Source organism: candidate division KSB1 bacterium (genome assembly GCA_034506255.1).
Lineage (GTDB): Bacteria > Zhuqueibacterota > Zhuqueibacteria > Zhuqueibacterales > Zhuqueibacteraceae > Coneutiohabitans > Coneutiohabitans thermophilus.
Genome location: JAPDPX010000005.1, coordinates 322,850 through 337,906, shown reverse-complemented (window position 1 = coordinate 337,906; position 15,057 = coordinate 322,850). Strand labels below are relative to the sequence as shown.

Genomic DNA, 15,057 nt, shown 5'->3' with positions numbered 1-15,057 from the left:
ATGCCTCTCGACGTCACCACCCCCTCCTCACCCGCGCCGGCGGCACCGGCGCAACGTGCGGCCGCCGCTTTGCGCCTGGAGGCGGAAGCCGGCGTTGGCTTTTTGATTATCGACGTGCCCGATGAAAAGGTCAACATCCTCTCCTCCGGCGTCATGGCAGAGCTGGATCAGCGGCTGGACGAAATCGCCGCTCACAACAACTGGCACAGCCTGGTGATCCTGAGCGGCAAGCCGGGCAACTTCATCGCCGGCGCGCAAATCGCGGAGATCATGGGCATCACCAATCCTGAAGAGGGCGCGGTCAAGGCGGCGCTCGGACAGGCGGTTTTCGACAAGCTGGCGGCCCTGCCGCAGGTGACCATTGCTGTGATCGATGGCGCCTGCGTGGGCGGCGGCCTGGAGCTGGCGCTGGCGTGTGATTTCCGCATGGCGCGCCTTTCCACCAAAACCCGGCTGGGCCTGCCCGAAGTGCGGCTGGGCATCATCCCCGGCTTCGGCGGCACGCAGCGGCTGCCGCGCCTGATCGGCATCCAGCGCGCGCTGGATTTCATTCTCACCGGGCGCACGGTCGACGCCATGCGCGCCTATCGCGCCGGCCTGGTGGACCGCGTCATTCCCGCGGAATTCGGCCCGGAGATGCTGCGCAGCATCGGCCACGCCTTTGCCATCGAGCTTCGCAGCGAAGCCCTGCAGCACAAAATCAAAGCGCGGCGGCACAAGATCAACGCCCGCGGCCTGCTGCTGGAGAAAAACTTCCTCGGCCGCAAAGTGCTCTTCGACCAGGCGCGCAAGCGTGTGAAAGCGGAAACCAGGGGACATTATCCCGCGCCGTTGCTCGCGCTCGAAGCGGTGGAAAGAGGCTTTCCGCTCGATCTGCGCGCCGGTCTGGCGGTGGAGGCCGAGCTGCTCGGCCGCGCGATCGTCACCCCGCAATCGAAGAATCTGATCAAAGTCTTCTATCTCTCCGAGGAAATCAAAAAGGACAAAGGCGTGCCCGGCTTTCAGGGCAGCCTGCTGACGATCAAGCGGGTCGGCGTCCTGGGGGCGGGGGTGATGGGCGGCGGCATCGCGCAACTGCTGGCGCAAAATGACCTGCCCACCCGCATGAAGGACGTGAACTATGCCGCGGTGGCCAAAGGCACCGCGGCGGCGGCCAAAGTGTTTGCGGAGGCCGTCAAGAAACGCCGGATGACCCCGAAGGAAATGCAGAATCGCATGGCGCTCATCACCGGCACGATCGACTATTCCGGCTTCAGCCGCGTCGATCTCGTCCTTGAAGCCATCGTCGAGAATCTCGATCTCAAAAAGAAAGTCTTCGCCGAAATCGACGGCATTGCGCCACCCCATGCCGTGCTGGCGAGCAACACCTCCGCCCTGCCGGTCACGGAAATGGCGCGTGCCACCCGGCGCCCCGACAAAGTCGCGGGCCTGCACTTCTTCAATCCCGTGCATCTCATGCCGCTGGTGGAAGTGGTGCGGGCCGAGCAAACCAGCGACGAAACCGTGGCCAGCCTGGTGGCTTTTGCCAAACAGCTCGGCAAAACCCCGGTCGTGGTGAAGGATGCACCGGGATTCCTGGTGAATCGCCTGCTCAGTGTTTACATGAGTGAGGCGGCGCGCATGCTGATGGCGGGCGGCAGCATTGCCGAGATCGACCGGGCCCTGCTGGCTTTCGGCATGCCGATGGGCCCGTTCGAGCTGATCGATGAAGTCGGCCTTGACGTCGCCGCCAAAGTCAGCAAGGTGATGAGGGCCGCCTTCGGCGAACGCATGGCAGCGGACGGCGCACTCGACCGGCTGGTTGCAGCCGGACGGCTGGGCAGGAAGAATGGCAGGGGTTTTTATTTGCACGAGGGCAAACACAAGCAGGTGGATCCGGCGGTCTATGGCCTGCTCGATCTGGCGCCCGGCCGCGAGGGCCGCCTGGGCCGGGAGGAACCGGCGGAGCGCTGTATGCTGCTGATGATCAATGAAGCCGCGCAATGCCTGGTCGAGGGCGTGGTGCGCCGGCCGCACGAAGTCGACGCCGGCATGATCTTCGGCACCGGCTTTCCGCCGTTCCGCGGCGGTCTGCTGCGCTATGCCGACAGTCTCGGCACTGGCCGCGTGGTCGAGCGCCTGGAATTCTACGCCAACCGCCACGGTGCGCACTTTCAACCGGTGGCCGCATTGCTCGACCTGGCGCGACAAAACAAAAATTTCTATCACTAAAAAAATCGGCCGCCGCCCCGCCCGCCCCGCCGCGGGTGAGGACAGGCACGCCTTCGCGAGGTGATCATGGCAGGTGATGAAAAAAACCAAAGCTTCCTCAAATCGCTTTTTGCCGGCGAGGTGCTGCAGGACCTGGTCTTCCCCTATCCCGTGCTTGCCCCGCAGGCCCAGGAGGATCTGCGCACCATCGTGAATACCTTCCGCGAGTTCGCGCGCGATCACATCGATTCCGTCGCAATCGACCGCCAGGGCTACATCGCGCCGGAGGTGTTCGCGGCGTTGAAGGAACTCGGTTTCTTCGGTCTGACTGTGCCGGAGAAATATGGCGGCGCCGGCCTCTCGCTGACCGCCTACGGCCGGGTGCTCGAAGAGATTTGCTCGGTTGATGCCTCGCTGGGCGTTTCGCTCGGCGGCCATCTCTCCATCGGCAGCAAGGGCCTTGTGATGTTCGGCAGCGACGAGCAAAAGGAGAAGTATCTGCCCAAAATTGCCAGCGGCGAATACATGACCGCCTTTGCGCTCACCGAAGCGGGTGCCGGCAGCGATGCCGCGGGCATCCAGAGCAAGGCCGTGCTCAATCCCGAACGCACCCATTTCATTCTCAACGGCGGCAAGATCTGGATCACCAACGGCGGCCTCGCCCACCTCTTCACCGTGTTTGCCAAGACGCCGATGACGGTGGGCGGCGAAGTGCAGGACAAAATCACGGCCTTCATCGTGGAGCGCAGCTTCAAGGGTTTTTCCTCCGGCAAGCCGGAGGAAAAACTCGGCATCCATGGTTCCAACACCACCGCGCTGAATTTCGACAACGTGCCGGTGCCGGCGGACAACATGCTCGGGCAGATGGGCAGAGGCTTCAAAATCGCCATGGAAATCCTCAACACCGGCCGCCTGGGCCTGGCGAGCGGCTGCCTGGGCGGCTGCAAGGCGCTGCTGAAGCTGGCTACCGCGCACGCCAAGAATCGCAAACAATTCGGCCGGCCCATCGCAGCGTTCGAAATGATTCAGGACAAGATCGCACGCATGGCCGCCGACACCCACGCCGCGGAGAGCATGGTCTATCTCACCACCGCGCTCGCCGACCGCCCGGGCGTCGATTACTCGCTGGAATCCGCGGCGTGCAAGATCTTCGTGAGTGAGACGCTGTGGCGGGTGGTCAATGAGGCCATGCAAATTGCCGGCGGCATCGGCTATTCCCGCGAATATCCCTACGAACAGGCGCTGCGCGATGCCCGCATCAATCTCATCTTCGAAGGCACCAACGAAATTTTGCGCGCCTTCATCGCGCTCGCCGGCATGGAGGGCCCCGGCGAATATCTCAAGCAAATCGGCCGCGCGCTGCGCGACCCCATCAAGGGCTTCGGCCTGCTCACCGGCTACGCGGTCGGCAAGGTCAAAGACAAAGTGGCGCACGATCACCTGTCCCATCTGCATCCGCAATTGCAGGCGGCGGCCGATCGTTTCAATGACATGGCCGGCGAGCTGCACGGCATGGTGGAAAAGACGCTGATGAAGCACGGCAAGTCGATCATCCAGCGGCAATTCCTGCAGAAGCGGCTGGCGGATGCCGTCATCGATCTCTATGCCATGGTGGCGGTGCTCTCGCGCGTCGACACGCTGCTGAAGCAACGGCATCCCCATGCCGGCCAGGAAGTGCTGCTCGCCAACCGCTTCGTGGAGGAGGCCTGGCGCCGCGTGCGGCGCAACCTGCGCCAGATGGAAAGCAATTCCGACGACGAGTGCAAACGCATCGCCGAGATGGTGTATGATCTCAACGGCTATCACTGGAGCGTTTACAACTGATGCCTCCCCGTCCCGGGCCCTGAAGCGGGCCTCCGGCCGGCGTGAGCGGTGAGCCCGGCTGCCCCCCGGCCGGGCCGGGGAATGCCAACCCGCGCCAGCCGCAGGGACTGTGAAATTTTGGCGGCGGCCGGCCGCTGCCGCAACACTCCCCGCATAGACCGGCAGGCTGCCGGCACGGGCGCACCGGATTTGAGACCGTGCCCCGTTGTTGCTCTGATGAGCAAAAAGCGCACGTGAACTTTTCAAGTAGAAGGAAGACCCAGTGAAAATCATCCTCTGCCTGAAGCAGGTTCCGCTCAAAGATTCCCTGCTGAAAATCACGGCCGACGGCCGCTGGATCGACGAAACCGCCCTGCAGTTCGAAATCAACGAGAGCGACCACTACGGCCTGGAGGCGGCGCTGCGCCTGAAGGAGCAGCACGGTGGCGAAGTGATCGTGGTGAGCATCGGGCCGGCGCGGGTCAAACAGGCGATCCAGCAGGCGCTCGCCAAGGGCGCGGACCGCGCGATTCACGTCCTGCATGACCAGCCGCTCATGGACCCGCTGCTGACTGCGCGTCTGCTCGCCGCGGTGATCAAACCCGAAAGCCCGGACTTGATTCTCACCGGCCTGCAGTCGGATGACGCCGGTTTCGGCCAGACCGGCGTGCTGCTGGCGGAATTGCTCGGCCTGCCCCATGCCTCGCTGGTGATGGAAATCCAGGTGATCGACCAGCGCCTGAAGATCAAGCGCGAGCTGGAGAGCGGCTGGTTTCAATACATCGAGCTGCCGCGGCCGGCGGTGCTCACCATCCAGTCCGGGCTGGCGGCCATTCGTTATGCCACCATCAAAGGCATCATGGCCGCCAAGAAAAAGCCGCAGCAGGAAATCAGCGCCACCAGCCTGGGGGTGGATTTGACCCGCAGCGCGGTGACCTTTCACCGGCTCGCCATGCCGGTGAAGACCAAAAAGACGCAAATTCTCACCGGCGCGGCCCGGGAGGTTGCGCGGGAGCTCGCCGCGAAGCTGAAAAACGAAGCCAAAGTCATTTGACCGGTTCTCATCGAAACGCGCCGGCCCTGCGGCGTGCCCGCCGGTGAACGGGTCGGAAACCCCATTGCAATCTGGAGCACAAGATGGCAGCAGGCATATTGGTGATCACGGAGCAAAACGAAGGCAGAATCAGCCGCATCGGCTGGGAGGCGCTGGCGGCGGGCCAGGAATTGGGCACGGCACTGGGCCAAAGCGTGAGCGCGCTGGTGCTGGGCCGGGCGGCTGCGGCCGCCGCCCGGGAAGCGGCCACCGCTGTCCTGGCGCAGGTTTGGTTTGCCGAGAATGCCGAATTGCAGCATTACACGCCTGACGGCTTCAGCGCGGCTGCACGGCAAGTCATCGCGCGCGTTGCGCCGCAATATGTGCTGGCCGGGCATTCCTACCAGGCGCGCGATTACTTCCCCAAGCTGGCTGCTGCCTGCGAGCGCGGTTTGCTTGCGGATTGCGTCGGCTACCGCATTGAGAACGGCACGCCGGTGCTGGTGCGCCAGGCGTTTCAGGGAAAGATCAATGCCGATTTCACCTTTGCCGGCGCGCCGCCTTATTTCATCACGTTTCAAGCCGGCGCGGTGAGCAGCGACAATCTGAAAAAAGGCGGCAGCGCGGCGGTCAGCGAGGCCGGCGTCGATCTCTCCGGCGTCGCCATTCGCACCAAAGTGCTGGAAATTTTTGAGGGCGTCAAGGGCAAGGTGGATTTGACCAAGGCAGACCTGATCGTCTCCGTCGGCCGCGGCATCAAGGAAAAGGGCAATCTCCCGCTGGTGGAGGAGCTCGCCCGGGTGCTGGGCGCCGAGCTGGCGGCCTCGCGGCCGGTATGCGACGAGGGCTGGCTGCCGCCGGACCGCCAGATTGGCTCCTCCGGCCAGACGGTCGCGCCCAAGCTCTATCTCGCGGTCGGCATTTCCGGCGCGATTCAGCACATCGTGGGCATGAAAGCCGCGCGCACCATCGTCGCCATCAACAAGGACGAACGCGCGCCGATCTTCGACATTGCCGATTATGGCATCGTCGGCGACCTTTTCGAAATCGTGCCGGAACTGACCAAGGCGATAAAGGAGATCACGGCCGGCTGAGAATTATTTTTTCGCGGAATTTCGCTTTCGGGGGCGGATTTTTTCTGTTTGCTGCCGGGATCGAACAAATCGGCTGCGTTTACTCCCGCGCCAATGAAGTCCCACGAAAATGCTTTTTTCGTGGGATTTTGTTTTCGGGGGCGGAATGTTTTGTTTGATCCTGACACTGAGGTTTGAATCACGGTTGTGCTGCCAGAATTTTGCATGCCGGCTTGCTGTTCCCCGGAAGAAATGGCGTGTTCACAAAACTCCGTCAGGAATGAACTGTTTGTAGACAGGAGCATCTTGCGTGTCTTTAAACTCCGTCAGGAGTGGCCTGTAGAATTTCTCATGATCTGGCGCGGTTTTTTGAGGAGGACCAAGCAGGCCACTCCTGACGGAGTTTGGGGAAATGCGATATGCCGCTTCCCTAAAAACAGTTCACTCCTACCGGAGTTGACCGCACGGTTGCCTGCAAAATTTTTTATGCACCACCCCTTGGGTGGCATAGGTGTCAAACTAAGATGCCAGGAGCGTTATTGCTGGTTTGAGATGGCCGGTTGTTCAGCGCCGTTAGGAGCGAAATGTTTATAGAAAACTACATGCGCGATTAAAGCTCCGTAGGAACGATATGTGAATTGTCGAATGTGAACAGTTGACATAGCGCATTTACTCCTACGGAGCTTGGAAAATTACAGAATTCGCACGCCGTAAACATTCCACCCCCAACAGGGGTGGGACATGAGTCTCTAACTTGACACCTATGCCCCTGGGGGGGGTGGGCGTCGCGATCAAATCGGTCAAACTTTGCGTTCTTCGCGGCTTCGCGGTTCTGAATAATTTTGGGCAGGAGGCTTGGCGCTCCGCCGTCTGTAGCGCGAGATCGTAGCGCAGACATCTTGTCTGCAGGCAGGCTGGAAACCTGCGTTACGTTGTGTATTCTTGCAGTAATTTTTGTACTTCGTCTGTTCCCGGATGCCCGATTTGCCGGCCCACCTCGAGGGCTTGCCGGAGCAAGGGCAGGCCCAGCTTTTTTTGGCCGAGGTCGCAGAGCAGTCTGCCGAGATCGCGGGAGACGTTGAAGATGCCCTCAGCATAATTGGTTTCATGAGCCAGTTGCAGTGCTTCCATAAAAGATTGCAGCGCTGCCTCAAGCTGCTGGTTTTGCAGATAAATGAGGGCCAGATTGTGCAAAGTGGGGATCATACCCGCCCGGTCGCTGATTTCGCGGAGAATCTTCAAACTTTGTTGCAAATACTCCAGCGCCGTGGCGTAATCCCCGCCAGCATAAGCGGTCGTGGCAAGGTTGTTCAGCGTCGTGCCCTCGCCCTTCCGGTCGCCGATTTCGCGGCGAATTTTCAAACTCTCTTCCAAATACTTGAGCGCCGTGGCGTAATCCCAGCGCGCACGATAAATGTCGCCGATGTTACCTAGCGTCGTGCCCTCGCCCTTCCGGTCGCCGATTTCGCGGAGAATCTTCAAACTTTGTTGCAAATAGTCCAGCGCCGTGGCGTAATCCCCGCCAGCATAAGCGGTCGTGGCAAGGTTGTTCAGCGTCGCGCCCTCGCCCTGCCGGTCGCCGATTTCGCGGAGAATCTTCAAACTCTGTTGCAAATAGTCCAGCGCCGTGGCGTAATCCCCGCGTGCATCATAGATCTGACTGATGTTGTTCAGCGTCGCGCCCTCGCCCTTCCGGTCGCCGATTTCGCGGCTTATCTTCAAACTTTGTTGCAAATAGTCCAGCGCCGTGTCGTAATCCCCGCGCGCAAGATAAATGCCTGCAATGTTGTTCAGCGTCGTGCCCTCGCCCTGCCGGTCGCCGATTTCTCTTTGAATCGCCAAACTCTTTTCCAAATACTCCAGCGCCTTGCCGTAATCGCCACGCGCAGAATAGATCTGACTGATGTTGTTCAGCGTCGCGCCCTCGCCCTTCCGGTCGCCGATTTCGCGGCTTATTTTCAAACTCTCTTCCAAATACTTGAGCGCCGTGGCGTAATCCCCGCCAGCATAAGCGGTCGTGGCAAGGTTGTTCAGCGTCGCGCCCTCGCCCTGCCGGTCGCCGATTTCGCGGCTTATTTTCAAACTCTCTTCCAAATACGAAAGCGCCGTGGCGTAATCCCCGCGTGCATCATAGATCTGACTGATGTTGTTCAGCGTCGCGCCCTCGCCCTGCCGGTCGCCGATTTCGCGGCGAATTTTCAAACTCTCTTCCAAATACGAAAGCGCCGTGGCGTAATCCCCGCGTGCATCATAGATCTGACTGATGTTGTTCAGCGTCGCGCCCTCGCCCTTCCGGTCGCCGATTTCTCTTTGAATCGCCAAACTCTTTTCCAAATACGAAAGCGCCGTGGCGTAATCTCCGGCCGCATCATAGATCTGACTGATGTTGTTCAGCGTCGTGCCCTCGCCCTGCCGGTCGCCGATTGCGCGGAGAATCTTCAAACTCTGTTGCAAATAGTACAGCGCCGTGGCGTAATCCCCGCGCGCACGATAAATGTTGCCGATGTTACCCAGCGTCGCGCCCTCGCCCTGCCGGTCGCCGATTTCGCGGCGAATCTTCAAACTTTGTTGCAAATAGTCCAGCGCCGTGGCGTAATCCCCGCGCGCACGATAAATGTTGCCGATGTTACCCAGCGTCGCGCCCTCGCCCAGCCGGTCGCCGATTTCGCGGAGAATCTTCAAACTTTGTTGCAAATAGTCCAGCGCCATGGCGTAATCCCCGCGCGCAAGATAAATGTTGCCGATGTTACCCAGCGTCGCGCCCTCGCCCTGCCGGTCGCCGATTTCGCGGCGAATCTTCAAACTTTGTTGCAAATAGTCCAGCGCCGTGGCGTAATCCCCGCGCGCAAGATAAATGTTGCCGATGTTACCCAGCGTCGTGCCCTCGCCCTGCCGGTCGCCGATTTCGCGGCTTATCTTCAAACTCTCTTCCAAATACGAAAGCGCCGTGGCGTAATCCCCGCGTGCAGAATAGATCTGACTGATGTTGTTCAGCGTCGTGCTCAGATTTTTCTTTTCTTCCTTCGTCTTTGCCTTCTTGACCAGTTTTTCCGCCGACAAATAGCGTTGCAGGGCTGCATCATATTGACCAAGATGATGCAAAGATTGGCCCAACAAATTCAGCGCCCACCACGGTGCGGTCTGACCCCGGCGCTGCACAAACGGCAGCAACAGCTCCACCACCACGCCAAATTGCTGCCGGCCAAAATATTCCCTGCTCAAGCTCGCACGCATTTCATCCGCCTCTTGCTGCATTCCGGCCAAGGTAAAATGCTCGAAGGCGGCCCAATCATCGCTGATCAAACGGGTGAATTTTTCGCCAGCATAGCGCCAATATCTCGCCAAGCGGGCATGGGTGTCGCGCTGCAACGCCTTGCTCAAGGGCGCGCGCTTGAGCAATTCCACCACCAACGGCGCCACGCGGTAGGTGGGAAGATCGAGGTCCGGGGAGTGGGCGGTCTCGAGTAAAACGTAATTGCTCAACTGCGCAACGGCATTTTCCAAATTATCCGGCTCATCCCACAACGCATACAGGCCGTCAATGATCAGCGGCCGCGGCTCCAACGTCAGGCGCTGCAAGAGCAATTTCTCGGCCGGGGTGAGTTGGTCGAGCAATTCCTCAAAGATCAGGTCACGGCGCATGGCTTCGGCCACGGTTTGGCGTGCGGCCTCGGGCGTATCTGCTGGCGGTGTCAAGCCGGCAAATTTCTGCTGCAGCATTTTCCACGTCTTTTCACGCGCGGTGAGCAGGCCGGAGAGCCATTCGATGCTGCGGAAGTTGCCGCCGAGGGTTTTGTACATCTCGGCCTTGTCGTCGCTGCTCACGGTTTCCGGCCACGGCCATTGCCGCATGAAGCGCAGGATGTCGCCGAGGCTGGCCTCGGGCAATTCCGCTGGCGTCACGTGCGCGAGCTGGTCACTGGCAATGGCGTAGCGGCAGGTGAGCAGGGTCCACACCTGCCCGTTCTGGCGCTGCACCGCGGCAATGAGTTTCTCGGTGGCGGCATGCTCCGGCCGGAAGCGCCGGGTGGCCAAATCCAGGCAGGACTCGAGGTTGTCGAAGATGAACAAGGTGGGTACGGCAGCGGTAATGGCGCCGAGCATGACTTGCAGACGATCGAGAGGCTTCTCCAAAATTTGCCATTTTTCAACTTGGTTTTTGTTGGCGGCCTGCAGAAAAGGCGTGCGCAATTGCTCTTCGATGGCGGCGAGATCGAACGGCGGGGCAAAGGCGAAAATTTGCAGGTCCGGCTGCTCATGGCGCAGGCGCAGGCTAAAGTGGCCGGCGAGCGCGGTCTTGCCCACGCCGCCAATGCCGCAGAGCAGCAAGTGCCGGTTCCCGCCGCTGGCCCATTTGCGGTAGTGCGCCCGCTTCGCGGCACGCCGGCCGATGAAGCCCTCCTGCACCACTTCCAGGCCGCCAATGCGAATTTTCTTCATGCGCGGCCGGGGCTGTGGCTGAAAGGGTTTTTGCGCGTCGAGCAGGGCGGTCTCCGACTTGCGCGAGTAGAACACCGGAATGCTCCACTGCTGGAATAATTCAATGAAGAGTTGCAGGTGCGGGTCTGTGGTTCCGCCGGCAAGGTCGCCGGTGATTTTCTGGCGCGCTTCGGTGACGGCGCAATCAATGGCTTTGCCGGTGGCCAGGGCATGATAAAAATGACCGGCGAAATGGGTGGCAGCGGTATCGGCCACCGAGCGCCGCATGCCGATGACATGCGGTACGCCGTCCGCGAGCAGGGCGCGGGTAAAATCCGGCACCGCGCGTTGGGTGTCGGGTTGCGCGCTCTGGCAGGCGGAGAGGAAGAAGCAGGGCACCGGCGCTTTGGCATTTTTCCACACGTCAATCAACTCTTTGGGAGTGATGGCGCGCTGCCGGCCGGTGGCATAACCTTCAAAAAACAAAACCGCGTGGCCCTCCTCCATGCGGCCGTGCATGCTGCAATGCACGACGTGATAGACATTGTTTTCGAGACGGGCTTGCAGGGTTTCCAGGGTGCCGTCTTCGGCCACGTCGATCTCCACTTCGCCGCGGCTGATGGCCTCATCCAATTGCGCGAACAGAAAATTCTCTTCGGTCTCGAAATCCAGGCGGGATTTTTCGGGGTCGAGATCTTCGGGCGAGGCGACGAAGAGCAAGATTTTCAGGGGCCGGCCGGTCAGGTCGGGCGTGGTGTTGTCCGGCGGCTGCCAGCGTCGCAGGAGGGTGAAGTCGGGATTGCGGTTGAGAAAGCCGAGGCGCTGGTCGGCATGAAACGTCAGCTCCCAAGGCAACGCCTGAATTTCCGGCTGGCCGGATTCGATGATGAGGCGCACGTGGGTAGCCGCAGCAATGGCTTGTTCACGCAGCGCGAGAATTTTTTCCATGCCGGTGGCGCCATCCACCGCATGCTCCAGCGCTTCCCAGAGATGCGTGCCGAGGGCGATGATTTCTTCGGTTGTGGGCAGTTCCTGGCTTTCCAGCTTGTGGTCGAATTCCTGGCGCAGGCGCGTGAGCACCTTCAGGTCGTGCTCAGGAATATTCGGGCGGATGAGGAGGTCGAGAGGCATCTTGCAATCTCCAAGAGATTGGCCCGTTGGCCGGTTAGCCGGTAAACGGGCGTACGGGCTAACCGTTGGCTATCCGGCTTTCCAGCTCACGCACCGGGCCGCGGTACAGCGTTTCTTTTTCCAGAAACCGACGCGGCACAGTGACCATCAATTTCTTTTGGCAGTAGGGGCATGCGAGAACAATTTCCTCTTCGCCGGCATCATCGGATTTCGACTTCTGTGATTCCGACTTCGCCTTGTAGTGAAACGGCTTGTGGCAATGGGCGCATTTCACAATGAAAATGTTGTTCTTTCGGCTCGTCTGTTCCATGGTGCACTCACTGATATATGTAACACGGTTTTGGTTGCAGCCAACAAAACAAAATAATTGACTGCGTCCGTAGGATGACAAAATAATTTTTTGTCGTTGTAACTATTCAAGTACAAAAAGAGGCTGTCATTCCGTGGCAATCTTTTTTCATTTCGCGCACTGTGCTAGTGCGAAAAAGGATTCCCTACGGGCGCAGTCTTCCAGAATGACATGCGAGAGGAGGGCTGAATAGTTACTCCCTGAATTTTGCATGCTGGTTTGCGGTTGCCCGGAAGAGATAGTGTGTTCACAAAACTCCGTCAGGAGTGGCCTGTAGAATTTCTCATGATCTGGCGCGGCTTTTTGAGGAGGACCAAGCAGGCCACTCCTGACGGAGTTTGGGGAAATGCGATATGCCGCTTCCCTAAAAACAGTTCACTCCTACCGGAGTTGACCGCACGGTTGCCTGCAAAATTTTTTATGCACCACCCCTTGGGTGATTGGGCGTCGCGATCAAAACGGCGTTCCCGGCGGAGGGGATCAATCTGGGTGCAAAATTCAGGTACTCGAAGTTTTCAAAACTGCCAGGCCGCCACCAGAAGCCCGGCGGCAAACGTCAGGGTCGAGACCAACAGCAGGCTCCACTTTACTTTACGCGCTTTGATAAATTTTTGTCGAATTGATTGCGGTGAGGCGCTGTAGTGCCGGTACGGCAGCGGAAAGAACACGAAAATGGCGAACAAGGCGCTGACGCCCCACAGCACGAAGGGCCAGGTCAACGGCGTCCCCGGCGCTGCTTGTCCCTGACTGACCGCGAGCTTGACCTGCATGCCGGCCAGCACCAGGCCGGCCACCGCACCGATGGCGCCGATCAAATATTTCGCGGTTTCTTCGATGCGGCCCAGGCTGGCGGCAAATTCCTCGCGCGCCAGGTCGAGATAGAAGAGATCGTCATCGGTGGCACGGCGGGAGGGAATGCTGGTTTCCGGGGCAGGCATGGCATTTTCTCCAGTGGTTTCAGGAGCAGGATTGCGCTGTGGAATCTAGACTTTTCGGAGATTATTACAAGCAGCGAATGGCGCGGTGAGGGCTGCAGTTCAATCCACGGCTTGACAAATCCGCCGCGTTTTCTCCCGCGCAAATGAAGTCCCGCGAAAAGGCTTTTTTCGCGGGATTTCACTTTCGGGGGTGGAATGTTTTGTTTGCTATCGATACAGGCATTCCAGCCTGCGCCCAGGGGGTATCAATTGTCTGCCGGCTGTCCGCGCCCTCGGGTAATCGAGGCTTTGCCGGGCCGCGGTCTTTTCGCTTGAGTTCTTGCCGCGCGTTGCTTATTCTAAGCGCGTGGTTTTTCACTCACCAGGCCTGATTCAGCCAAATTCGGAAGGGAGGCGGAATGTTTGTGCTGCGACGGGTGCACAACCTGCTGCTCGCGCCGGCGGCGGAGTGGCAGACGATCCGCAAGGAGCAGCTTGCCAGCGTGCTGGTGTATCTCAAGTACGTGATATGGATGGCGGCACTGCCGGCGCTCGGTTTCCTGCTGGGTTTCTGGCGCGCGCACATGCCGGTCAATTTCCGCGCCGCGCTGCTGAGTTATCTCATTCTCCTGATTGCGGTGGAGGGCACCGCCAATCTCACGCATCTGCTCGCGCCGACTTTCTCCTCCCGCAGGGATCTCGGGCCGGCACTCGCGCTGGTGGCATTCGGCTTCACACCCGTTTTTGTCGCCGGGGTGTTGGTTTTCCTCCCTGTTTTGGGAACGCTGCTCTGGGTGGCGGGCATCATTTATGCCGGTTATGTGATCCAGCTCGGTCTGCCAGTGATGCTCGACACACCGGCCGACAAGGCCTTTCCCTTCATGCTCGCGATCGTGGCCATTTTTGCGGCTTTGCTGTTTCTGCTGGCCCTGCTTGCCGATGCCGTCTTCGCCTCCGGCATTCTGAAGTTTTTTGGTCTGCACGGGTAGCAAAGGTTTTCACGCGTTCAGTTCGCCTTTTCGCACCATGACTCCTGATCTGTCGTATTTCATCAAACCGGAAGTGCAATCGGCAGGCGCCTACACGCTGCAGCGCCGCAGCGCGGCCATCAAGCTGGATCAAAACGAGAATCCCTTCGGCTTTCCCGAGGCGTGGAAGGAGGAGTTTTGGCAGCGGGTCAAAGCGCGTGCCTGGGAGCGCTATCCGGATTTTCATCATGAGGAGCTGACCGCGGCGCTGGCGGATTACAACCGCCTGCCGGCGGAGCAAATTTTGGTGGGCAACGGTTCGAACTCGCTGATTCAGGCGCTGCTGATGGTGACGGTGAGCCGCGGCGTGGCGGTGGTGATTCCGCAGCCCACGTTCTCGCTTTATAAATTGACCGTGCAAATCCTCTCCGGCTTGGCGCTGGAGGTCAGGCTCAACCGCCGGGATTTTTCCCTGCCGGTGGAGCGCGTGCTGGAGGCGGCCAACCGCATGCGCGCCCGCATGATCATCCTGTGCTCGCCCAACAACCCGACGGGCGTTGCCTATCCCCAGCCGCAAATCGAGGAGATTTTCGCGGAGTTTCCCGGGCTGGTGGTGGTGGACGAGGCCTATGTCGAATTTGCCAGGCAGGATTTCCGGCCGCTGCTGCAGAGGTATGAGAACCTGATTCTGCTGCGCACCTTTTCCAAAGCCCTGGCCCTGGCCAACTGCCGGGTGGGTTATCTCATGGCCCATGCGGATCTCGTGCGGGAAATTCGCAAGGCAGCGCTGCCCTACAACATCAATCTGTTTTCCGAAACCGCCGCGCTGGTGGCACTGGCGCATCGCGAGGAGTTGCTGCAGCGGGTGCAGGAGGTGGTGCGCGAGCGCGAGCAGTTGCTGACCCGGCTGCGGCAGATGACGACGCTGCGCCTTTATCCCAGCCAGGCCAATTTTTTTCTCGCGGAATTTCAGGAGCCGGTGCAGGAGGTGTTTGCGCATCTGCAGGCGCGCGGCATTCTGGTGCGCGATGTCAGCCATTATCCCATGCTGGAACAATGCCTGCGCCTGAGCATCGGCACGCCGGCGGAGAACGAAAAAGTCGCCGCTGCGCTGCAGGAGGTTTTGTAGATTGACATTGCGCAATTAATTTTCTAACTTGGCATCGCGCGCCGT

The 15,057-nt window shown here is 59.9% G+C and carries 9 protein-coding genes; 6 read left to right on the top strand and 3 right to left on the bottom strand.

Features of this window, described 5'->3' with window-relative positions; all coding sequences use genetic code 11:
* The 4 genes from ONB52_12225 to ONB52_12210 all read left to right on the top strand — a co-directional run bounded on the left by ONB52_12225 (position 1) and on the right by ONB52_12210 (position 6,120).
* Positions 1 to 2,211 carry a 3-hydroxyacyl-CoA dehydrogenase NAD-binding domain-containing protein gene (locus ONB52_12225; protein ID MDZ7416907.1) on the top strand — a complete coding sequence of 737 codons (2,211 nt, stop codon included), beginning with the start codon at positions 1 to 3 and terminating at the stop codon, positions 2,209 to 2,211.
* A 66-nt stretch (positions 2,212 to 2,277) separates the two neighbouring features.
* Entirely contained in the window at positions 2,278 to 4,014 is a 1,737-nt protein-coding gene (locus tag ONB52_12220; GenBank protein MDZ7416906.1) for an acyl-CoA dehydrogenase family protein, read from the top strand.
* Positions 4,015 to 4,276: 262 nt separating this feature from the next.
* Positions 4,277 to 5,047, top strand: a complete 771-nt coding sequence (locus tag ONB52_12215; protein MDZ7416905.1) for an electron transfer flavoprotein subunit beta/FixA family protein — start codon at positions 4,277 to 4,279, stop codon at positions 5,045 to 5,047.
* A gap of 83 nt (positions 5,048 to 5,130) precedes the next feature.
* A complete protein-coding gene (locus ONB52_12210; protein MDZ7416904.1) occupies positions 5,131 to 6,120 on the top strand; it encodes an electron transfer flavoprotein subunit alpha/FixB family protein in 990 nt (329 codons plus the stop codon).
* A 906-nt stretch (positions 6,121 to 7,026) separates the two neighbouring features.
* On the opposite strand, the gene ONB52_12205 is transcribed toward ONB52_12210, so the two are convergent.
* The 3 genes from ONB52_12205 to ONB52_12195 form a co-directional block, all read right to left on the bottom strand.
* Positions 7,027 to 11,649: a tetratricopeptide repeat protein gene (locus ONB52_12205; protein MDZ7416903.1), complete on the bottom strand. Its 4,623-nt coding sequence runs from the start codon at positions 11,647 to 11,649 to the stop codon at positions 7,027 to 7,029.
* A 58-nt stretch (positions 11,650 to 11,707) separates the two neighbouring features.
* Positions 11,708 to 11,959 carry a hypothetical protein gene (locus ONB52_12200; GenBank protein MDZ7416902.1) on the bottom strand — a complete coding sequence of 84 codons (252 nt, stop codon included), beginning with the start codon at positions 11,957 to 11,959 and terminating at the stop codon, positions 11,708 to 11,710.
* 554 nt (positions 11,960 to 12,513) lie between these two features.
* Positions 12,514 to 12,936: a hypothetical protein gene (locus ONB52_12195; GenBank protein MDZ7416901.1), complete on the bottom strand. Its 423-nt coding sequence runs from the start codon at positions 12,934 to 12,936 to the stop codon at positions 12,514 to 12,516.
* Positions 12,937 to 13,334: 398 nt separating this feature from the next.
* On the opposite strand from ONB52_12195, the gene ONB52_12190 reads away from it, so the two are divergent.
* Together ONB52_12190 and hisC are read left to right on the top strand one after the other, a co-directional pair.
* Positions 13,335 to 13,904: a YIP1 family protein gene (locus ONB52_12190; protein MDZ7416900.1), complete on the top strand. Its 570-nt coding sequence runs from the start codon at positions 13,335 to 13,337 to the stop codon at positions 13,902 to 13,904.
* 37 nt (positions 13,905 to 13,941) lie between these two features.
* On the top strand, positions 13,942 to 15,012 hold the full coding sequence (gene hisC / locus ONB52_12185; protein ID MDZ7416899.1) for a histidinol-phosphate transaminase: 1,071 nt from the start codon (positions 13,942 to 13,944) through the stop codon (positions 15,010 to 15,012).
* Positions 15,013 to 15,057: the final 45 nt, after the last annotated feature.

Excerpts from the sequence above, each read along its gene's own strand:
- ONB52_12225 (MDZ7416907.1), top strand. The coding sequence starts at position 1 with ATGCCTCTCGACGTCACCACCCCCTCCTCACCCGCGCCGGCGGCACCG.
- ONB52_12220 (MDZ7416906.1), top strand. The coding sequence starts at position 2,278 with ATGGCAGGTGATGAAAAAAACCAAAGCTTCCTCAAATCGCTTTTTGCC.
- ONB52_12210 (MDZ7416904.1), top strand. The coding sequence starts at position 5,131 with ATGGCAGCAGGCATATTGGTGATCACGGAGCAAAACGAAGGCAGAATC.
- ONB52_12205 (MDZ7416903.1), bottom strand. The coding sequence starts at position 11,649 with ATGCCTCTCGACCTCCTCATCCGCCCGAATATTCCTGAGCACGACCTG.
- ONB52_12200 (MDZ7416902.1), bottom strand. The coding sequence starts at position 11,959 with ATGGAACAGACGAGCCGAAAGAACAACATTTTCATTGTGAAATGCGCC.
- ONB52_12195 (MDZ7416901.1), bottom strand. The coding sequence starts at position 12,936 with ATGCCTGCCCCGGAAACCAGCATTCCCTCCCGCCGTGCCACCGATGAC.
- ONB52_12190 (MDZ7416900.1), top strand. The coding sequence starts at position 13,335 with ATGTTTGTGCTGCGACGGGTGCACAACCTGCTGCTCGCGCCGGCGGCG.
- hisC (MDZ7416899.1), top strand. The coding sequence starts at position 13,942 with ATGACTCCTGATCTGTCGTATTTCATCAAACCGGAAGTGCAATCGGCA.